The sequence below is a fragment of the Streptomyces sp. NBC_01381 genome (genome assembly GCF_026340305.1).
Classification (GTDB): domain Bacteria; phylum Actinomycetota; class Actinomycetes; order Streptomycetales; family Streptomycetaceae; genus Streptomyces.
On the sequence record NZ_JAPEPI010000004.1, the window covers coordinates 1 to 20,045 of the forward strand.

17 protein-coding genes and 6 pseudogenes are annotated in these 20,045 nt (G+C 71.4%); 12 read left to right on the forward strand and 11 right to left on the reverse strand.

Annotated features, from left to right (window positions below; translation table 11 throughout):
- Positions 1-357: pseudogene (locus OG453_RS41225) on the forward strand (type I glyceraldehyde-3-phosphate dehydrogenase); the annotation flags it as partial.
- Between the two features lie 157 nt (positions 358-514).
- Here OG453_RS41225 and OG453_RS41230 read toward each other — a convergent pair.
- Positions 515-1,408 carry a universal stress protein gene (locus OG453_RS41230; protein ID WP_266873915.1) on the reverse strand — a complete coding sequence of 298 codons (894 nt, stop codon included), beginning with the start codon at positions 1,406-1,408 and terminating at the stop codon, positions 515-517.
- Between the two features lie 494 nt (positions 1,409-1,902).
- On the opposite strand from OG453_RS41230, the pseudogene OG453_RS45270 reads away from it, so the two are divergent.
- The 5 genes and pseudogenes from OG453_RS45270 to OG453_RS41255 all read left to right on the forward strand — a co-directional run.
- Positions 1,903-2,079, forward strand: a pseudogene (locus OG453_RS45270) (cyclic nucleotide-binding domain-containing protein); the annotation flags it as partial.
- Positions 2,080-2,311: 232 nt separating this feature from the next.
- The gene (locus OG453_RS41240) at positions 2,312-3,034 is read left to right on the forward strand and encodes a CBS domain-containing protein (RefSeq protein WP_266873916.1); all 723 of its coding nucleotides are present in this window, start codon (positions 2,312-2,314) and stop codon (positions 3,032-3,034) included.
- A gap of 78 nt (positions 3,035-3,112) precedes the next feature.
- A complete protein-coding gene (locus OG453_RS41245; RefSeq protein ID WP_266873917.1) occupies positions 3,113-3,709 on the forward strand; it encodes a hypothetical protein in 597 nt (198 codons plus the stop codon).
- A gap of 98 nt (positions 3,710-3,807) precedes the next feature.
- Positions 3,808-4,230, forward strand: coding sequence for an Hsp20/alpha crystallin family protein (locus tag OG453_RS41250; RefSeq protein ID WP_266873918.1), 423 nt, complete (start codon positions 3,808-3,810; stop codon positions 4,228-4,230).
- Between the two features lie 347 nt (positions 4,231-4,577).
- Entirely contained in the window at positions 4,578-5,093 is a 516-nt protein-coding gene (locus tag OG453_RS41255) for a hydrogenase maturation protease (protein ID WP_266873920.1), read from the forward strand.
- A gap of 433 nt (positions 5,094-5,526) precedes the next feature.
- Here the strand turns inward: OG453_RS41255 and OG453_RS41260 are convergent, their stop codons facing one another.
- From OG453_RS41260 to OG453_RS41275, 4 genes and pseudogenes are all read right to left on the reverse strand, one after another.
- The gene (locus OG453_RS41260) at positions 5,527-6,459 is read right to left on the reverse strand and encodes a potassium channel family protein (RefSeq protein WP_266873921.1); all 933 of its coding nucleotides are present in this window, start codon (positions 6,457-6,459) and stop codon (positions 5,527-5,529) included.
- 628 nt (positions 6,460-7,087) lie between these two features.
- Positions 7,088-7,597, reverse strand: a complete 510-nt coding sequence (locus OG453_RS41265; protein WP_266873922.1) for a flavodoxin domain-containing protein — start codon at positions 7,595-7,597, stop codon at positions 7,088-7,090.
- 4 nt (positions 7,598-7,601) lie between these two features.
- The gene (locus tag OG453_RS41270; protein WP_266873923.1) at positions 7,602-8,300 is read right to left on the reverse strand and encodes a universal stress protein; all 699 of its coding nucleotides are present in this window, start codon (positions 8,298-8,300) and stop codon (positions 7,602-7,604) included.
- Between the two features lie 272 nt (positions 8,301-8,572).
- A pseudogene (locus OG453_RS41275) lies at positions 8,573-11,261 on the reverse strand (GNAT family N-acetyltransferase).
- Positions 11,262-11,548: 287 nt separating this feature from the next.
- Between OG453_RS41275 and OG453_RS41280 the strand changes: the two are divergent.
- Complete coding sequence (locus tag OG453_RS41280; RefSeq protein WP_266873924.1) at positions 11,549-12,424, forward strand: universal stress protein; 876 nt, start codon at positions 11,549-11,551, stop codon at positions 12,422-12,424.
- Positions 12,425-12,553: 129 nt separating this feature from the next.
- On the opposite strand, the gene OG453_RS41285 is transcribed toward OG453_RS41280, so the two are convergent.
- Together OG453_RS41285 and OG453_RS41290 are read right to left on the reverse strand one after the other, a co-directional pair.
- Positions 12,554-12,811, reverse strand: coding sequence for a DUF1876 domain-containing protein (locus OG453_RS41285; protein ID WP_266873925.1), 258 nt, complete (start codon positions 12,809-12,811; stop codon positions 12,554-12,556).
- Positions 12,812-12,956: 145 nt separating this feature from the next.
- Positions 12,957-13,424, reverse strand: coding sequence for an OsmC family protein (locus OG453_RS41290; protein WP_266873926.1), 468 nt, complete (start codon positions 13,422-13,424; stop codon positions 12,957-12,959).
- A gap of 404 nt (positions 13,425-13,828) precedes the next feature.
- Here OG453_RS41290 and OG453_RS41295 point away from each other — a divergent pair.
- Positions 13,829-14,502, forward strand: a pseudogene (locus tag OG453_RS41295) (universal stress protein).
- A 266-nt stretch (positions 14,503-14,768) separates the two neighbouring features.
- Here OG453_RS41295 and OG453_RS41300 read toward each other — a convergent pair.
- The 3 genes from OG453_RS41300 to OG453_RS41310 form a co-directional block, all read right to left on the reverse strand.
- Positions 14,769-15,395, reverse strand: coding sequence for a CBS domain-containing protein (locus tag OG453_RS41300; protein WP_266873927.1), 627 nt, complete (start codon positions 15,393-15,395; stop codon positions 14,769-14,771).
- A 142-nt stretch (positions 15,396-15,537) separates the two neighbouring features.
- Complete coding sequence (locus tag OG453_RS41305; protein ID WP_266873928.1) at positions 15,538-16,047, reverse strand: flavodoxin domain-containing protein; 510 nt, start codon at positions 16,045-16,047, stop codon at positions 15,538-15,540.
- 201 nt (positions 16,048-16,248) lie between these two features.
- Entirely contained in the window at positions 16,249-16,542 is a 294-nt protein-coding gene (locus tag OG453_RS41310; protein WP_266874355.1) for a HypC/HybG/HupF family hydrogenase formation chaperone, read from the reverse strand.
- 383 nt (positions 16,543-16,925) lie between these two features.
- Between OG453_RS41310 and OG453_RS41315 the strand changes: the two are divergent.
- A pseudogene (locus OG453_RS41315) lies at positions 16,926-17,012 on the forward strand (universal stress protein); the annotation flags it as partial.
- Between the two features lie 172 nt (positions 17,013-17,184).
- A complete protein-coding gene (locus OG453_RS41320; protein ID WP_266874373.1) occupies positions 17,185-17,346 on the forward strand; it encodes a hypothetical protein in 162 nt (53 codons plus the stop codon).
- A 270-nt stretch (positions 17,347-17,616) separates the two neighbouring features.
- Here OG453_RS41320 and OG453_RS41325 read toward each other — a convergent pair whose 3' ends face one another.
- The gene (locus OG453_RS41325; RefSeq protein WP_266873929.1) at positions 17,617-18,234 is read right to left on the reverse strand and encodes a hypothetical protein; all 618 of its coding nucleotides are present in this window, start codon (positions 18,232-18,234) and stop codon (positions 17,617-17,619) included.
- Between the two features lie 438 nt (positions 18,235-18,672).
- Here OG453_RS41325 and OG453_RS41330 point away from each other — a divergent pair, with 438 nt between their 5' ends.
- Both OG453_RS41330 and OG453_RS45455 read left to right on the forward strand, forming a co-directional pair.
- Complete coding sequence (locus tag OG453_RS41330; protein ID WP_266873930.1) at positions 18,673-19,554, forward strand: universal stress protein; 882 nt, start codon at positions 18,673-18,675, stop codon at positions 19,552-19,554.
- A gap of 95 nt (positions 19,555-19,649) precedes the next feature.
- Positions 19,650-19,856 (forward strand): annotated as a pseudogene (locus OG453_RS45455) (hypothetical protein); the annotation flags it as partial.
- Between the last annotated feature and the right edge of the window lie 189 nt (positions 19,857-20,045).

A 20,045-nucleotide genomic window follows, 5' to 3' on the forward strand; every position in this document is an offset into this window, starting at 1 on the left:
GAAGGTCCTCACGAGCACTTCGGCCTCGGCAAGGGGCTGATGACCACCATCCACGGCTGGCACCAACGGTGGGTCTCGTCCTGCCGGAACTGGCGGGCATCATGGACGGCATCGCTGTACGCGTCCCCATCGAGGACGGTTCGCTGACCGACCTCAGCGTGGTCCTGGACCGGTCGGTGACCACGGACGAGATCAACGCCGCGTTCCGGGAAGCCGCCGACGGGCCGATGAAGGGTGTTCTGCGGGTGTCGGACGTCCTGATCGTCTCCGGGGACATCGTGGGCGATCCCGCTACGTGCGTCTTGGGGCTACACGATCCGCCTCCTCGACCTCGCCGAATACGTCGCCACCCGTCTCCCGCAGCGTTGGCGGACGACGGAGAACTTCGGCTGCGGCACCTCGGCATGCCCCCGCACCGTTGCCTTCGCGGGGCATCGTGGAGGTGGACGCCGAGTACGCCGCTCTGGGCGTGATCGGGCCGGACGGCCGGCTTGCGGACTCACCCGACCGGGATTCACTCGTGCGGCACGATCGCGACCGGGCAACGGACGTTGTGCATCACCGCGTGCGCGACTGGACCGGTGTGCGCGCCGATCCTGGCAGGGCGCGTCCTGCGGCCGACGGCGAGCAGACCGGCGTCCCCCGTGGCATCCAGGAGCTGCTGTGCCGGACGACCCTCCTCGACCAGCTCACGGACCTCCACCGCGGGGTACTTCTCCCGCCACGGCGCGATCGCGGTGGCCAGCCTCCGCTCCGCGGCCACACGCAGCTCCTTGCGTGCCTTGGCCTCCAGAGCGTTCGGTACGTACGGCAACCGCCACGCGTACACCACCCGCAGCGGAGCGGCACGCAGCGTCGCGGCTTCGAAGGCGAACGCGAGCAACGCCTCGCACGGTCCCACCGGGTCGATGCCGACCACGATGTCGCGGTACGGGGTGTGCGCCGACTTCCGGCCCTCTGTGTCCGGCATGTGCTCGTCCTCGAGGCTCTCGCCGGCCCGTACGAGCACGACGGGCCGCGTCATATGGGCCACAGCCGCCAGCGCCACCGAACCGGCCATGAACCCGCCGAAGCCGCTGAACGCCCGGCTGCCCAGGACCAGCAGCTCGGACTCGTCGCCCGCCTCGACCAGGGCGTCGGCCGCGGGCCGGGAGATCTGCTCGGCACTCAGATTCAGCTGTGGATACCGTTCGTTGAGGCGCCCAATGGCACCGCGCAGGATGCGCCGCGCCCAATGGCGCGGAGCATCCAGCTCGGGCAGCGCTGACTCGGCGGGCGCCCAACCGCCCTCCCAGGCGTGCACCAGGCGCAGCGGCAGACCGCGCCTCAGCGCCTCCCGCGCCGCCCAGTCGGCGGCGGCGAGGCTCTCACGCGAACCATCAAGTCCCACGACTACGGGGCGCAGCATGGCTCAACACCTCCCCGGATCCGGGCCCACACGCTCTCCAGCGGACCCTGTAGTAACAGGATCGTCGTGGAGGGGCCGGAGGGAGCAGGGGCTACGGGGCCATCCTCCGGGGCCGAACGGCCCATTTCCGCTGCTCAGGAGAGGACCGGCGCGGGGGTGGGGTGGCGGGTCAGGGCGGCCGCTCCACCACGGGGTCCTGAAAGACCCCCAGCGCGGCCCCGCGGGCGGGGGACGGCTCACCGGGCCTGCCATTCCTCATGAGAGCCCATAGGGACCCGGGTCAGGGCCACTCGGCCCATGTCTTCCGCCAGTCCTTGACCGACGCTGAAAGCAGCGTCGTACACCAGCGGCAACGGCCGTGCCGGCCGGCGCACGAGGAGACGCAGCCATGACCATCGTGACAACGCCCCACACGACCGGGACGCTTCCCGCCAAGTACCGGGGGCGGCTGATGGGTATCGCACGCCACGTGAGCCTCCCCGGGGGGCATCCGCCTGTTCAACGAGGGCGGCCGCGCCGATCATTTCTGGGTCGTCCGCTCCGGCACGGTCGCCCTCGACATGCGGGTGCCCGGTCGCCGCTCGGCGGTGATCGCGACGCTGAGCTTCGGCGACCTCGTCGGCTGGTCCTGGCTGTTTCCGCCCCACGCGTGGCAACTGGGTGCGCAGGCGGTGAGTCCGGTGGGTGCCTGGGAGTTCGACGCCGAGAGCGTACGGCAGATGTGCCGGGACGATCCCGGCATGGGCAGCGCCGTCGCTCTCTGGGTCGGCCGGGTGCTCGCCCACCGACTCGACGCCGCCCGCACCCCCCCTGCTCGACCTGTACGCCCCCTACGGCAGCGGAACCCGCGGGTGAAGATCCTCGCCCGTCCGTCTTCGCAGCAGAGCACAACCGGAGGACACCATGCACGGCACTCCGCACATCGTGAGCGATGTCATGACCGGCACCGTCGTCACCCTCGGCCGTGGGGCGACGTTCAAGGACATTGTGAAGACCATGCAGCAGTGGAAGGTCAGCGCCCTGCCCGTACTGGAGGAAGGGAACCGGGTCGTCGGCATCGTCTCCGAGGCCGACCTGCTGCCCAAGGAGGAGTTCCGCGACAGCGACCCGGACCGGCACACCCAGTTGCGGCGCCTGTCCGATCTGGCCAAGGCCGGTGCGCTGACCGCGGATGAACTGATGACTGCCCCGGCCGTCACCGTCCACGCGAACGACACCCTCGCGCAGGCTGCGCGAACGATGGCACGCGCCAAGATCAAGCGGCTGCCCGTCGTTGACGACGAGGGCGTCCTGCACGGCATCGTCAGCCGCGCCGACCTGCTCAAGGTGTTCCTGCGCGACGACGAGGACATCGCGGAGGAGGTCCGCCGTCAGATCGTCGCCTACCTCTTCCCCGCGCCCATCGAAGCGATCCGGGTGGACGTGCGCGACGGCGTCGTCACGCTCACCGGCCGCATCCGGGACACCATGCTCGTGCCCGTTGCCGCTCGTCTGGTGCGAGCCGTCGAAGGCGTGGTGGACGTCAACTGCGCGCTCATGGGCCCGCACCGCCGCCCGGACCTCGACCCGGATCTTCCGGGTGGCGGAGGAACGCCCCAGGTCTCGGGAGCCGGCGACACCGCGTGACGCACCGGCACGGGCACCACGACCGGGCCCGTGCCGGCTGCCGAACGGCCCGTGACGGTGGCGAAGGAGTGTCGACCGATGGCGAAGACACGTCGTACGAAGCTGACGAAGGTCCGCCTCTGGCGGTGGCGGAGCAATCCCCTGCGGCGCCGCAGCGACACGGTGGAAGCCTGGATCGTACTCGCGACCTGGATTCTTGCTCTGCTCGGAGGTCTGCTCGCGGGCCAGGTGGCGGCCGTGGCGATGGAAGACACGCTGGCCTCACGACGTGCCGCGCTGCATCCCGTCTCCGCCACGCTGATCGAGGAGGCCACTGAGGACTCACCCCCGGCGGACTCCGGCGCAAGCGGGGACACGGTGTGGGCGAAGGTGCGCTGGACCACCGGCGATGCGACGCACACGGGCCGGGCGAGGGTGGAACCGCCCACCGCGGCGGGCAGCCGGGTCACGGTGTGGACCGACCGGACGGGTGCGCTGGTCTCCACGCCTCCCACCGAGGCGGAGGCGCGGTCGCAGTCGGCGGTGACCGGCGGCTTCGCCGCGCTGAGCGCCGTGGGCACGGTGCTGGTGTGCGGACGGCTGGGTCGCCGATGGCTGGACCAGCGTCGCATGGCGGAGTGGGCGGCCGAATGGGAGCGGGTCGGTCCGCAGTGGAGGAAGCGGATGCTCGGCTGACAGGGTCCGACCGGCTCCGTCGCTGGACCGGTCGGCTCACGCGCGTCCAGGCCCCGGCGGACGACGCTGGAGGTGAACAAGCAGAGAAGGAGGGAGACATGAGCGGCATGATCGAGCGACTGCCCGGCTGGCCCACGCTGCCCGACCTCTTCGGCTGGATGGAGGCCGGATTCCCCGGGACGCACACGGCTCCGGGGACGCACGGCATCCGTGTCGAGGAGCGCCTGACAAGTGAGGCGTACGTGCTGCGGGCCGAGCTCCCGGGCATCGACCCCGCCAAGGACGTCGAGATCACCGTCACGGAAGGTGTCCTGACCCTGCGCGCCGAGCGCACGGAGGAGACCACGGAGAAGCACCACACCGAATTCCGCTACGGCACCTTCACCCGGGCCGTCCGGCTGCCGGCCGGGGCCAAGGGCGACGAGGCGACGGCGGAGTACAAGGACGGTGTCCTCACCATCACGGTCCCGGTCCCGGAGACGAAGACGGGCACCAGGACCATCCCGGTGCGGCTCGTCTGAGCGCGAATTCGCGCTGAGCCGCACCACAGATGCGCGGCCGGGCCGCTCGCCCGGCCGCGCACATCGGCGCCGGGGGCGCAACAGCCAGCAGATGCCTGGTAGTTGCTCCCCCGACGGCATGTCCGCCCGCGCCGGGCACCGATCAGCGTGCGCGGTGTCAGCGGCCTTCGACGACCGGCAGGTGACCGTCGGCTTTAGGGTCACCGCTCGACAGTTTCTTGCGCTGCCCTCGGTGCCTGTGCTCGGTGTTGCGGGGCCGAACAGTCCCTCTTCGGGCCCTTAGGGCCCATGACACGGTGACCGCCTCCGCGCAGTCTGAAGACACACTCAGTGGAGGGAGAGGAACCATGACTGTCTCTACACGCATCGCGGTCATCGCCGTCGGCGACCGCTCCCGGCACGACGACGGCGTGGGTTGGGCGGTGCTCTCCCGGTTGCGGGAGCGCGCCGCCGTCAGGCCGCTGCCCCCGGGCACGGCGCTCTCGGAGTGCGATCTTGATCCGGGACGGCTGATCCGACTGTGGGAGGACGCCGGACTCGCCGTCGTCCTGGAGTCCGCACACGCCCGTCCGAGTCGCCCCGGCCGCATCTACCGGCTCGAGCTGGGCGCTGCCGAGCTGTGGCGGCCGGGCGTCATGAGTCCCCACGGTCTGGGGGAGGCGGTCGAGCTCGCACGGGAACTGGGGCGCCTGCCCGGGCATCTGGTGGCGTATGCCGTCGACAGCGCGGACATCTCGCTCGGTCAGGGACTGTCCGAGCCGGTCGCGGCCATGGTCGAACCGCTGGCGGAGCGCGTGGAGGAGGAGATCGTCCGGCACCAGGTCACGGCGGCCGCGGGTGCGGTCGCGAGCACTGCATCATAGGGACGGGAAGGGCTCTGTCCGCTTCTCGCGGACCCTGATTGCGCGGTGCGCGGCCACCGGCCGCTTCCCCGCGTCTTGCCGGGTCCTTCCCGCCACCTCCAGCACAGCACGCCAACCACGATCGCGCCAGGGCCGAACGGCCCCAAACGCCGCACCCGCTACCACGCTGACCCGTGCGCCTGGCCTGGTCCCGATGCTCGCTTGCTCGGTCGGTACGGCTACGGCAGAGGACAGGTGACAGCGGCCAAGATCGTTTCCTCGCGTACGGCCAGCAACTCGCCACTGGTGGCCCCCACCGGCGGCCAGTTAAGTTCCCCACCGCCAGCACACCGGACACGGAACGTCACCGACATGGTGCCCGGCTGAGGATATGCGGCCCGTCGGAGGCGGTCCCTCACATGGCCCATTGATCGAGTGCGGGTGGTTGGCCCCGTCAGGGACGCCGCTCTTCGCCACCTGAGGAGGGTGCGTCCGGCCCCCTCCGGAGGGTGGGCCTGGACCCCCTGTGATCGCCGTGATCGGAGGCGTACGACGCGAAGACGTCGGCCGTGGCCGCCCGTGTGCGCAGGAAACGCTCGTCCAGGACGGCGGCCAGGTCGTCCAGTGCCCTGCGCAGCACGATGGCGGAAAGCCGGACGTCGGGATGGCGGGCGCTCACTGCCAGCTCTGCGAGGCCGACGGCGTGACCGATCTGCCGGGGCAGCGAGGTGTTCTCATCGCCGTCGTAGAAGTAGTACGACTCGGCGTACTGGAGGAAGTCGACCGTGATGACCGAGATGGCCGAGGCCAGGCTGTCCAGCAAGGTGGCGCCCCCGTCCGAGTCGAGTTGCCGGGAGGTCACCCCGCCGCGCACGTGGGACAGGCGCAGCGCGAGCGTGCGGCGGCGGGCCAGAGCGGGGTAGATGCCGAGGATCCATGCCACGGTCGCCGACAGGAGGGCGAAGCCGACGAGCGCCTCCAGCGGGCCGACGAAGCGCAGCCAGCCCGCGGCCGGCGCGATGTCCCCGAGGCCGAGGGTGGCGAGCGTGACAAGGGAAACGTACAGCGCGTCCACCGGTCCCGCGTGCTCGGCCGGGACGAGGGCGGCGGAGTAGGAGAAGCTCTCCGGCATGTGCGGCCAGTAGACCAGAGCCCACCCCACGGCCACGGTCAGCGCCCACACCGAGACGACGCAGACCATGCCCAAGGGGCCGGCGAGCCCGGCCGCGCGCCGCCGGGTGCTCAGGCGCGAGGACAAGCGCCACATCCCCGTCATCACCAGCCCGCTCAGGCCGCCGTGGCGGGTCGGGTGCCAGATCGTGTGAAACATGTCCCGGAGAATGGCCATCACGAGGGCGGCACCGAGGAACGTCACGAACCACGTCATGTCCTGGCCCTTCCCGCCAGGGGCGGCAGCCTCCCACGTGCTGAGGTTGTCTCAGCCCTGTGGGACCGGCCGCGCATCCCGATGGGTGAGCGCGGCGCATCCTGCGGCCGCCCACGTGGCGGTCCGGTACCGACCGTGCGACCTCCTGTGTACAGCTGTGCGATCCCCTGCTGCGTGCTGATGGGTACGGCACGAAGTGGAATCCGCATGCCGTTCAACACTCAGCGATGGTTCGGCCAACGCCCGCCTATTCGGCGGTCGAGCCGTGGACTACAAGGGTGGGTGCCTGCAGGCGCCGGTGCAGTTGCACCGGCGAGGGTGGCGAGAACTCAAACTTCCTCGGGCTGAGTCGCGCCACCGTGAGAGCTGACCTTCGTCACTGAAGGTGAAATTCTCCGCGGCCAGCTGACTCCCCATCAGGCGGCCATGGGGTGGGGACATCCAACTGGCCACGGACAGACAGGGACCGTCGCGGTCACAGCGGTCTGTATGCCCGCGTCGGCGGCGGTTTCGGGATCTCCCGCTCACTCTGATGCCCCGGCAGGCGGTCGTCGGCGGAATGGCCCGGCACCCGCATCATGGACCGGCGGATCAAGGCCCGCGACGTGCTGGACCTGACCGTCAGTTGTCATGGGCGAGCCAGCTCGGCGGCGAGGCTGGAGGCCCAGGCGTCTATGGCGTCCCAGTCTCGGTAGTCGCCGAAGCGGCCGCCCGCCAGGTGGAACAGGATGCGTCCGGTGACGGGCAGCTGGGCTCGTGCGACGACGCCGGAGAACAGCCGGTGCTCCCGGTATGCGAGGTCACCGGGCAGACTCTCGACGATCACCGGGATCTCTTTGTCCGCCATGCGTTTCCACGGGCCGCGCAGTGCGCCTGGTATTCCTACGCTGAAAATCCACAGGGGGCGGGGGCCCAGTACGTCGAGGTTGTCGCGTACGAAGGCCTTCGCCGGACCCAGCCAGGTCTGCCCGTGGACGGCGCTGCCGAGGACGAACGCGCTGTACGCGTCGGCGTCGTCCACCGACTCCACGGCCCTCGCCTCGGCCTTCAGTCCTGCCTCGCCCAGCTTGGCGGCCAGTCGCTCGGCGATCCCGCGCGTCGAGCCGTGCGCGGTCGCATATCCCACCAGGACGTCCATGACGTCACCTCGATGTTCCTCGACTCCTTCGGGCGTCCTCGCGGGTGGTGGATGCCGAATGATCACGGCGCGCCCGAACTCTCTGGGGCACAGCATCGGCCTCGGCGCGATACGGGGACAGAGGCCGCGCGGGCCTGTCCGAGGGCCGTACGGCCCACTCTCCGCTGCCACCCTCCGCACCCTCCGCACGCTGCGTGGCGCCGCCTCGGGCGCCGAGGGGTGCAGTGACGACCCCAAGGGGCGTGGCGGACCGGTCCGTGGCCGGCACCGCCACCACAGGAATCGCCGCGTTCCGCAGGCAAGCGCGGCCGACCGCGCCGATCGCGGGCTGACCGTACTGTCCGTGGGCCGTGCGCCCGAGGGCGAGGAGCAGGGCACCCCGCGCCTGTTGCACCAGCACCCGTGCGGGCGGTCCCTCCACCAGGATCGCGCGTACAACGTGATCGATCCGTGGCCCGAAGACCTCACGCAGCGTCGAGGCGAGCAGTTGCGCGGCCCGGTCGCGCTGCTCGGCGGCGGTCGGAAACGCCGAGGTGGGGGCGTAGGGCGCGAGTCGGGGTCCGGCAGGCTCCCAGGCGTGTACGGCGACCACGTCCGCGTCCAGTGCGTGGGCCTGCCGGGTCGCCCAGCGCAGCGCGGCCATGGACGCCTCGGACCCGTCGACGCCCACCACGATGCTGTTGCCGGCGGCGAGTTCAGTCATGGCAACCTCCCTGGACGGTCTCTTGTCCCACGATGGCTCCGACCGGGCGGCCGGGGCGTGGGCCGAGGGGGTCCGTGAGGGTGCCCAACGGTCCCTTGTGAATGTGACGGCGGAGCGTTGAACCACAGACCCTGAGCGCCAGGCCGACGGCGGTTGCGTCCCCAACTGCCCGGACGCGGGCAGCCCGGCACTCCACCGTGTCGGCGCCGCCGGGCGTGGGGCGCCGATCTTCGTCGGTTTCGTGGCCGACCTCCTGAGCGGTCGGGACCCGGTCAGCGCAGGCGGCGCAGATACGGGTCGTGGGCGAGGCGTGGAATGAGCCGTACGCGGACGTCGAGCGCGGCGATGCCATGGGGCCCGGCCAGCACCGGATTCAGGTCCGCCTCCGCCAGCTGCGGCAGGTCGCAGGCCATCCGGGACAGCCGGTGCAGCAGCTGCTCCAGGCCTTCGAGGTCGGCCGTGGGACCGCCGCGGTAGCCGAAGAGCAGCGGGGCGCACCGCGGGGACGTGATCAGATCGTGCACATCGCGGTCGGTGAGCGGGGCCAGGCGCCCCGCGTGGTCGGCCAGGAGCTCGGTCGCCGTGCCGCCGAGCCCGAAGAGCACGAGCGGGCCGAAGACATCGTCCTGCACGAGTCCGGCGAACAGCTCGGTGCCGCGCTCGGCCAGGGGCTGGATGACCACGCCGACCAGATGGTCGCCGAAGCGGGTGACCAGATCCCGATGTGCGGCCCTGACCTGGGCGGCGTTCTGCAGGTCGAGGTGGACGGCGTGCTGCTGGCTCTTGTGCAGCAGCCCTGGCCAGTGGGCCTTCATCACGACGCGTCCGTCAGGGCCCGCCAGCCGCTCGGCGACAGCGACCGCTTCGTTCTCGTTCTCGGCCCAGGCCCAGGGGATCTGTGGGATCCGGTAGCAGCCGAGGAGAGCGGCGGTCGTGTGCGGGTCGAGCCAGCCGCCGTCCGGGTTCTCGTCCAGGAACGAGGCGACGAGCTCCTTCGCCCGTTCGGTCTCCACGTTCTGCAACACCGGTACGGAACCCGGAAGTTGGCTGAGCCAGCGGGCGCGGTGGGCCGCGTGGCTCAAGGCGCGGGCGGCGTCCTGGGCGTCGGAGTAGGCGGGGATGCCGCCGTCGTTGCGGGCCGGGAGCAGCTCGATCCGAGCTGCCTGGGCGGGCAGGACCGCAACGACGGGCCGCGGCAGCGGGCCTGGGCCGTGGGTGAGGGCCCTGACCAGGTCGTCGCCGGTCGCAGTGGCGACCGCGGTGGGGACGAGGGCCACCAGGACGGCATCGACCGCACCGTGCTGCGCCAGGCAGTCGACGCAGGCGCGCAGCTCTTCCTCGCCGACCGCCGCGGTCACGTCCACGGGGTTGGCCGCAGCAGCGCCGTCGGGCAGCAGCGCGAGCAAATCGGCCACCAGTGCGTCGGGCAGCGGCGGCACACTGAGCCCGGCCTCCACACAGGCGTCGGCGGCGAGTACGCCCGCTCCGCCCGCGTTGCTGACGACCGCGATCTTGGCTCCCGTCGGCAGGGGCTGGCAGTGCAACAGGGCGGCGGTGTCGAGGAGTTCACCGATGGTGCGGGTGGCCGTGACGCCGGCCTGGGTGAAGAGGGCCTGCCGGGTCATGGTCGGCGTGGCGGCCGCCGCGGTGTGCGAGGCGGCGGCGCGCCGACCGGCCTCGGACCGCCCGGCGTCCACCGTCAGCACCGGCATGGTGCGGGCCACCCGCCGGGCGGTGCGGGAGAAGGCGCGCGGGTTGCCGAAGGACTCAAGGTGCAGCAGCGCCAGGCCGGTCCGCCGGTCGGCCTCCCACCACTGGAGCATGTCGTTGCCGCTCACGTCGTACTTGTCGCCGAGCGAGACGAAACTGGACACGCCGATACCTAGCCGGGCAAGACCGTCGAGCAGGGCGATGCCGACCCCACCGGACTGCACGGCGACTCCGGCCGTGCCGGCGCCCGGGTGGTGCGCGGCGAAGGTCGCGTCCAGGCGGATGCCGTCCTCGGTGTTGGCCAAGCCCAGGCAGTTGGGCCCGACCAGTCGCATCCCGTAGTGATGGCACGCGCTCTTGAGGGCGTCCGTCTGGTCGGCGTCGAGCCGGGCGGAGATGACGAGCAAGGCACTCACGCCCGCCGTGCCGCATTCCTCGGCCACCTGTGGAACCAGGGACGCGGGGACGGCGACGACCGCGAGCTCGGGCACCTGCGGCAGCGCGGTGACGGACGGATAGGCAGGCACCCCGCAGATCGACGATGCGATCGGGTGTACGGCGAACACACGCCCGGTAAAGGACCCCGTGGAGACGTTCCGCAGGATCGCGCGACCGACGGAGCCCGGCCTGCGGCCCGCCCCGATCACCGCGACACAGCTGGGCCGCAGCAGCGGCCGCAGGCTGGCGACGTCGGCGAGGCGGCCGCGGGCGTCCACGGCGCGCAAGTAGTCCTCGTCCTCGGTGAGTTCGACTGTGCAGTGCACCTCGGGACCGTCGAAGCTGCGCGTGATGCGGAGCCCGAGATCGTGGAAGACCTTCAGAACCTCGTGGTTCTCGGCGAGGGCGTCGGCGGTGAAGGCGGTGATGCCCGCGGTGCGGGCGGCGTCCGCGAGGTGTTCGAGGAGGAGAGTGGCGACGCCCAGGTGGTGCCGGTCGTCGGCGGTGGCCAGCGAGATCTCTGCCGTGGTCGTGCCGGCTGGGGCTTCGTACTCGGCCAGGCCCACGAGACGGCCGTCCTGCTCGGCGACCAGCGTGCGGTGGCCGGCGCGATGGGTGCCGACCGCGCGGTCGGCGGCATGCCGGGCGGAGACCCGGCTGGCAACGAAGAAGCGCAGCCGCAGGTTCTCCGGCGACATCTCCTCGTACAGCCGCAGTACCTCGGCACGGTCGTCGGGACCCGCCCCCCCGTATCCGAACGGTGGTGCCATCCGTCAACAGGGCGTGCACCGACGCTTGTCGGATGTCGGTCATCACGCAGCTCCCTCCGGGCTTCGAGTCCAGCGGCCGCCGCGGGCACCCGGCGGCCCAAGGGCTGAGCGGGCAGGTTCCAGGGCCGAACGGCCCTCACCCGCCGTCCGTCAGCCCCGGGCGGCCCACGATGGCTGAGCTGCCTCGGCTTCCCGGTGCGGACGGGCAGGGCCGAATGTCCCCCGCCAGGGCCGAACCGCCCTTCCTGCCGCCCTGCCCGGGGTGCGACGCTGAACGTGGATCCCTCTGCCGCACGATGTGCGGCAGCCCGACGGAAGGCGGTGGGGATCATGGAACTGCCCTTGGTTGTGGGCGTCGACGGATCGGAATCGAGCCTGGTGGCGGTCGACTGGGCGGTGGACGAGGCCGCCCGGCACGGCGTGCCGCTGCGGCTTGTGTTCGCCTCCGTGTGGGAACGCATCGAAGGTGTGGTGCCGTCCGGCAGCCTGCAGCGCCCGTCGGAGCAGGCCATGGCGGAGAATGTCGTCGGAGCCGCAGCGGAGCGTGCCCGGCGGCGCAGCCCGGATGTGAACGTCTCCACCGAGATCGTCCCCATGGACGCGGAGTCTGCCCTCCTGGCCGCGGGCAACAATGCCTCCGCCCTGGTGACGGGTTCACGCGGTCGCGGTGAGCTGAAGGGCCTGCTGCTCGGCTCGGTCGGCCTGGCGGTGGCGGCGCGCGCGCACTGCCCGGTGATCGTGGTCCGGGGCGACAAGGCCGGCCTTGCCGGTACGCACGAACGCATCCTGCTCGGCGCGGGCGAGACGGCCACGAGCGGTGAGGCGGTGCGGTTCGCGTTCCGCGAGGCAGAGGCACGCAAGTGCGTCCTCGACGTCGTACGCGCCTGGCGCTGCCCCTCGCACGAGACCGTCGACCACCCCCTTCTGGCCGGGGAACCGGCGCATCAGCACGAGGAGCGGGCGTCCGCCCTGCTCGACACCCTGCTCCGGGACGCCGTCGCGGACCACCCGGGTGTCCAGGTGCGCCGTGCCACGGTCGAAGGACCGGCCCGCAAGGTACTCCTGCACCGTTCCGCCGCTGCGGACCTGCTGATCATCGGGGCCCAGCGCAGGCACCCCCACTACGGCCTGCAGCTGGGCCGGGTGGGACACACCCTGCTGCACCACGCGGAGTGCCCGGTGGCGATCGTGCCCCAACGGGGCTGACCGCCCACCGCGTCTGCCGGACGTATTTACCGAGGAGTTGACCCTCGACGTCGGCGTACCGGCGCGCGGCCCGCACGGTGAGGCCTACCGTGGGCACGCCTTCTGGGATGAGTTGTCAGTCCGGACCTGTCAGCGCTCGACGGGGCCGGCCAGTTGGACGATGTCGTCCGAGGCGACGTCGTGCAGCCGGATGGCGAGGTCCTCCAGGGCGCGACTGGCGGCGAGTTCGTCGCCGATCTCGGGGATGGGACGGTCGACCGGGTTGCGCTTCGCCGCGCCCCTGCCGGTGACTGCCGAAGTATCACGCGTGTTCAGAACGGCACGTGCGAGGGTCTCGTCGCCTTCCTCGGTGATGTAGATCTGTACGGTCCACTGCTTGGCTTCCATCGTGATCACTCCTGTGCGGAGGCGGTGCGGGCGGGGCCGCGTCCTCGCCCCTCTCCTCCTTCAGCCTGCGCCCGTCCCGATCGCCGGTCCAGAGCTGAACTGGCCCCACCGAGGTGCACGCCGGGCCCCTCAGCCGTGCCCACCGTCAGGAACGCAGGTGTTCCTGAGGCTCCAGCTCGATGCCGATCTCGGGTGGCCTGTGCAGCGTGTTGTGGACGGTGCAGTGCGAGGCCATGGCGAGCAGGGCTGCACGGCGCTTTTCGGGGAGGCCGGGTGGCGCGCTGAGGATGACGCGGACCGACGTGACGCGGGCCGGCCGGTCGGCGGCCATGGTGAACTCCGTACGCACCCGCAGTCCGGCACGGTCAAGGCCGTGGCGGTGGAGGTAGCGGCCCGCGTAAAAGGCGACGCAGGTGGCCAGGGACGCGGCGAAGAGCTCGACAGGAGTGGGGGCGGTGTCGGTGCCGCCCGCCTCCTCGGGCTGGTCGACCAGCAGCCGGTGGCCGCGTACCTCGACGGCGTACACGTCCCCGTCGACGTGGGTCACGTCGAGGACGTGCACGGTGTCCTCCGGCGGGCATGGCGCGGTGGACTCCGTTGCTGTTCGTGTCATGGCCGAGCCTCCCAATCCGACGCTGTTGACTTCCAGTGGAACGCGCACTGTTGCAGCGGGGCCAGGGGCCGACGGGGGCGCCTGCGGGACCGTTCGGCCCGGCATTTCTACGTGCTGTGTGGCTCCCGCACAGCGGAACCCATCCAGGTCGGGACTCGGCCCACTGGCGGTAGGTGGCCACCGCGGTCGGCAGGGTCGGGAAGATCTGGTCCGTGCCGGCGGACCTGGGGAGGCCGTGGGCGCCCAGGTCGTCGCGTAGGTCTTGTTCGACGTGGGGCGAACGCGATGCCGTAGCGGGACAACATGGGGCCGGTCGGGCCCGGTCGGGGACCTTGCGGCCCCTGCACCGTGGTCACTTCCGTCACGACCCTGGAAGTAGATCCCCGATTCAGGAGGTGGACACCATGTCCTGCAACGTCGTCGTCGGCCTCGACGGTTCGCCCGAGAGCCGGGCCGCCGCCGAGTGGGCGGCCCGCGAGGCGCGGCTGCGCGGCCTGCCGCTGAAGGTTGTCCACGTCTGGGAGCCCGTACCGGAGCCCGTGGCACAGGCTCCGCTCCTCGGCACCGAGGCACAGCAGCACTGGAGCGAGCGGGTTCCGCGCGAGATCGCCGAGAGGCTCGAACCGCGCCACCCCGGGGTCACGGTGACCGCGGTGCAGCTGAACGGCCGGCCCGCCGACGTTCTGGTGGACACGGCGAAGGACGCCGAACTGCTGGTCCTCGGCTCGCGCGGACTGAGCGGGATCGGCGGGTTCCTGGTCGGATCCGTCGGGCTGGCCGTCGTCGCGCGCGCCTAGACCCCGTGGTCCTTGTACGGGCCGGGGAGCAGGCTGCCGACGAACACGCTGTGGACCCGGTCGCCGTCTCGTCCGTGGTGGGCCCGTTCCGCCCGGTCGTGCTCGGCTTCGACGCCGACAGCAACCCCGCCAACCGCCTTGTGGATGCCTCGCGTGAAGCCTCCCTGGTCGTGGTGGGCCGCCGGATCCGCCGCAGCCCGCTCGGCGCGCACATCGGCCCGATCACACACGCGGTCCTGCACCACGCGACCGCCCCAGTCGCCGTCGTCGCACACAGGTGACGCACCCCGGCACGGAGAAGAAGCGATCCGCCGGTATCCGTCAACGAGCCCATCGACGACCGCAGCGCTGTTGCCGGGGTCGCGCGGCTGCAGCGGGTTCGTCGAGGTGTTGCTCGGCTCAGCGACCCGCGCGGTCGCCGTCCGCGCGGACGGCCCGGTCATGCTGCGCGGCAGTCACGACAACCGGGCGCTGCCCGCCACGCGAGGGCGCATCGAGCTCGGCGGCGGCGAAGAGGCCTGGGGGAGCGCCAACCGTCAGGGGCAGGTCACCGACGATTCAGGTCGAGACGGATGTCGACGACCCCCTCGACCGCCCGTGCGGCACGCGCCAGCACCGGCACCAGGATCGTGTTGTGGAGGGTGCCGCCCAGCGTCACCACTCCATCGGCCACGACGACGGTCACCTCCGAGGCGGTCGGCACCTGGTCGACGACCGTGCGCCGGATCTCGGCGGCGAGCTCCTCGTCCGGGCGCAGGAACACCTTGAGCAGGTCGCTGCGGCTGACCACGCCCTGGAGGATGCCCACGGTGTCGGTGACCGGCAGTCGCTTGACCCGGCGGCGTGCCATGATGCGGGCCGCCTCGGCGAGTGGGGCGTCCGCGTGCACGGTGACTACCGGAGCGCTCATCAGCTCGCCCGCTGTCACCGCATCTGCCTTGGCCCGCTCGACCGGTTCGCCCACAGAGCCATCGGTGTCCCGCTGCTCTTCCTTGGCCAGCAGATCGGCCTCGGAGACCACTCCGATCACCCGGCCCTCGCCCTCCAGGACCGGCAGTGCGCTCACCTTCCACTGGTCGAACAGTTCCACGATCTCCTTGAAGGGGGCGTCACGTCCGACGGCGATGACCGTGTGGGTCATCACGTCGCTCACGGTGTGCGGAGAGTCAGGCATCGCAGCCTCCCAAGGTACGGACGACCGTCAGGCCGTGGGGCATGCACAGAGTGGTTGCTGTTGTCGTCATCGCTCTGCCGCCTTCCTTCGGCAGGTGGCCATGGTCTCTGCCACCCGCCTCGGTCCGCCGAACTCGTCGGTGTCAGGGGCTTGGCGGACGGACCGACAGGTCCTGCGCCACCTCCGCTGCCCACGCGGCGATCTGCGCGAAGTCGCGGAAGTCGCCACCCTTGCCGGAGTTGACGATCATCCGGGCCATGCGCCCCTTGACGTCGCCTTCCAGGCGTCCGCCGAAGGTGATGTGACCGCGTGCGTCGGTCCGGTCGGCGATGCGCCGGACACCGGGCGTCGGCGGGATGTCCCGCTCGGACGCGGAGGGGTCCAGCGGACCGCTGCTGAAGAGCCACACCGGACGCTGCGCCAGGGCCTTGCCATGGCGCCGGGCGAAGCGGCGGGCGTCGCGATGCCAGCGGCCCGCGTACAGTCCGCCGCCGAGCACGACCGCGTCGTACGGCCCCAGGCCGACGACGGTCGCCGCGGACCGAACGTCCACCGTCAGCCCCTCCTTGGTCAGGACTTCGCCGATGTGCTCCGCGATTTCCGCGGTCGAGCCGTTGGTCGACCCGTAGGCGACCAGCACTGTCTCCGTCATGATCGGTGCACCTCCGCACAACCTGCGCAGCCCGTCCGTGACCACATCGGGCATCCGGTCACCCGAGGCGGGGATGGCGGTCGTCACGCGCCCTTCCGTCGGCCGGTTCACACTTTCAGCGTCCGGCTTGGCGGGCCGTGATCCGATGGGCCGGACGGGTACCGGATAGGGTCGGACGGTCCCCGGGGGTCCGGCCCCCCCTTACGGCAGTGGGTCGCCGAGCTCCGTCGCGACGGAACCCGCCATCGCCCGCAGCACCTCCAGCATGCGTCGCGTCTCGGCCTCGTCAACCTCGGTGATCGCGAAGCCGACGTGCACGATGACGTACGAACCCATGTCGGTCCCGGACGTGCAGCCCAGGCAGCCTTCGCGCCGTACGCCGCCGAAAACGACGGTGGCCATGCGCAGCCGGGCGTTGTCGTGGACCTCCAGGACCGGTGAAGCAGCTGAGGCCCAGGCAGACCGTGTGCGGGAGTCCCTTTCTCGACGGCGAATGCGGCGAGGTCCGCGGTGACGGGCGCGAGAGTGAGGCGGAGGGAGGCTGCCAGGCCCGGTACCGGCTCACCGCTCGACTGCACCACCTGCTGCTCGGCGTGGGGCGCTGAGTCGTACACCTACAGACAGCCCGCCCCGGACGAAGCGGTGTGCGAGCGGCACAGCACGCACCGTGTCTGCCGCGGCCCGTGTCGTCCGCGCCCGCAGGCCTACAGCGAGCCCTCCGGTATCGGCATCGGCGTACGGAGGCCGCGGCCTTACGGGACCGGCCCGTGCGCATGGGCCGGACGGTCCCGCGCAAGGGCCTTGCGGCCCCTGCGTACCAGGGCGCCGGGGCGTGACGCTGGCAGGGAGAAGCACACCGGGCGCTGGAGGTGTGCAGCATGCTTTCGCCTGTCGTCGTCGGAGTCGACGGACCCCCGGAAAGCCTGGCCGCCGCGGAGTGGGCGGCCCGCGAGGCGCTGCGGCGGCCCGGGCGGGGCTTTCGAGCCGGACCACATCGATCACCTGAACGCCGGGGGACTTGTCGCGCCACGGGCGCAGGGTTTCGTTCAGCTTCTCCCGCACGTCTTGCGCGATCTCTTCGGCGACGTCGGGGTCCACGCACCAGGGCATGGACGCCTGCACCGGCAGGCTGCGACCGTGGACGGCCGGCAGGGGCACTGCGCGGGCAGCGGCGGCATCGAAGGCGAACTTGAGAAGGCCGTCACAGGGACCGTGGAGGCCCAGCCCGACCACCACGCCGCCCTCGTGCGCGGGGGACGGCGCTTCGTCCTCGTCCGTGCCCGCGCGGACCGGCACTAGGAGGAGGTGTGGCCGGCCTCGGGATCAGGGCTTGTCGCCTGATGCGGCCGGTAGGCTGTCGTGCTTGCTCTCCTCCAAAGCGGGATCTCCGTGCGTGAGGGCCTCTTCAGGCACGGAATGCGGTGGCGCTGCGGTGCGCGGAACCGTCAGCCGGGGCTCAGCACCTCGGTACCTCAGCGTCGGTGATGGGGACAGCGCGCAGCCAGTGGCCTGTCGGAGTGACGTGCGGTCAGCGCCTGCTGGATGTCCGCCCGCTCGGCGGCCTCAGCGTCAGCCACACTCACGCTCGGCGGCATCCCTGACCGCTTTCAGCGTGGCGCGCAGCACGATGCCGACGCTGCCCGAGACGAGCGTCCAGTAGCGCAGGAACCGTGCGGTGGACTCGGGGTCGGTGCAGACGGTGCGGGCCTCGTAGGTCAACAGCGTCCGCCGTGAGCCGTAAGGGTGAACGACGAAGGCGGCGGCCATCTTGGCCCATCCCGGCTCGTCGAACGGCGTGAAGTCCACCGGCTCTGTCCACCGCCACTCGATCGACGGCTTCCACACCTTGCCGACAGCGCCGAACACCAGCTCGCGGCCGGGGGTCTCGCCGAGCGCCATCCAGGGCTGCTCGCCCTTCGACGCGAGGTCGAAGAGATCGGCGACGCGCATCGACGGGAGGGGCGGCGGCGTACGGTCCCGGAGTCTGTCCGGCATCGCGCGCATCCACATCACCGCGTCGAACAGTGGTGAATGGACGCTGAGAAGGTCCAGATCGCGCGCGGCGTCGAACACCGTGCCCGGCGGCGCCGCGATCGCCGTGCTCTCCAGGCGGGCGAACCGGAATTCCGGCAGTGCGCCGTCCAGCAGCAGTGGTGCACCTGTACCGGTCGAAGCATCTGTATCCATGGGTACCTCCGGGAATGGTGGCCCTGCCTCCATAGTGGTCCAGCCTCCGGCGTCGTACCGCAGGGCCGAATGGCCCTTGGTGCAGGGCCGACCGGATCCGGCATGCCCGGGTCAGCTCCCGTCGGACCTCGACAGAACCGCCGATCCTGGAAGGGAGACACCAACCTGCTCGCGTGCGGGGGGACCGGTTGCCTCGGACGGCATCCGGCGCGTCGGCGGCATGGGACCGACGGTCTTGACGCTGAGCGCTGCGGTACGCGCCACGATGCCCAGCACCAGCCCTGACGGTGCGCGTTTCCGGGCGGGCGACGTCGTTTCCGGGAGAATGGGAAGCGGACGTGCCGGAGCGGGAGGTGCCCGGCTCCCGACGAGGCCATTCGGCCCGCTGCTTTCCCTCCCAGCTCCGGGCCGCCCCGGGCGCGAGGAGGAGCAACAGACATGGAAACGTCAGTTGAGCGCGGTGCGGTCGTGGTAGGGCTGGATGCTACGCCGTCCGCCAGGCTCGCCCTGGCGTGGGCGGCGGACGAGGCGGCGCGCCGACGCCTGCCGCTGCACTTGGTGATCGCCGCCGACGCGCCTGATCTGGCAGGCAGCTCTGCGGAGTTGGCCTCGTTGTGGACGTCGTGGGGCCCAGAGATCCGTGCGGCTTACGCCCCGGTGCTTGAAGAGGCGCGGGACTTCGCCGTTCAGCGGCATCCGGGGCTCAGGGTGGCAGCCGAACTCGCAGGCGGCTCACCCGTGGCCGTTCTGCGGGCGCGGGTACCGGGCAGTTCCATGGTGGTGATCGGTTCACAGCACCGGGGCGTGGTACGGGACCTGCTCAGCCGCGAGACGGTGGGCCTGCCGCTGGTCGCGGACGCGCCCTGCCCGGTCGTAGTGGTCCGGGAGCCCGAGCATGTCACCCACGTGCCGCCGCACCTCGTGGTGGGCGTCGACGGCTCGGCCGTGTCGACGGAGGCGGTGCGTTTCGCCTTCGAGGAGGCCGCGTTCCGCGAGGCCCGTCTGATCGCGGTGTCCGCGTGGCAGCCTCCGATCCACGGCCAAGTCCCCGCAGACGAGACGGAGAGAGAGGCATGGCGGGCGTTGTCGGAGTCCACCGCAGGATGGCCGGACAAGTATCCGCAGGTGGAACTCCGGCACGAGGCCATCCGAGGACATCCCGTGCAGGTGCTCGCCGAGGCGGCGAAGTACGCACTGGCCCTGGTGGCGGGCAGCCGCGGCCTGGGCGGATTTCCCGGACTGTTGCTCGGCTCGGTCAGCCAGGGCCTCCTGCACCACGCCCCGTGCCCGCTCATCGTCGTTCCGCACCGCGCCGGCTGACGTCGCCCCAGACGCGGCGACTCGACCCTGGACGGCCGGTCGGAGCGGCGCCGGGGTTCGGCACTGGACGGCCGTTCCTCGAACTCCTGGTCAAGGTCCTGGCGGCGCCGCACCTGGAACCGGGCACGGCGGACTGGAAGGCGTACACGTTCTGCATTCTGGAGCAGCTCCACCGGATGCTGCGCCGGCGAGAGGCGTTTGCGAAGTACTCCTGTAAGTGGGGCGATCCCCGGGCGAAGCCGCTGGCCGGTGAGGCGTGGGAGCAGGCCAAGCTCACCGTGCCGGCCTCGCTCGACCTGCCTGCGGGGGCGCGCCCCCGCAGGCGAGGCCGCCTCAGGCGGGCCGGCGACCCTCGTGATGGCGCACGGCACCAGTCGACTCCCGAAGGTGCCGCGTTCGCGGCCCCTCAGCCGAGACAGAACTCGGTGCCCTTGATGTCCTGGCGGACCTCGGTGGGTCGCGCGGTGAATACCGCGGGACCGTCCGGCCCA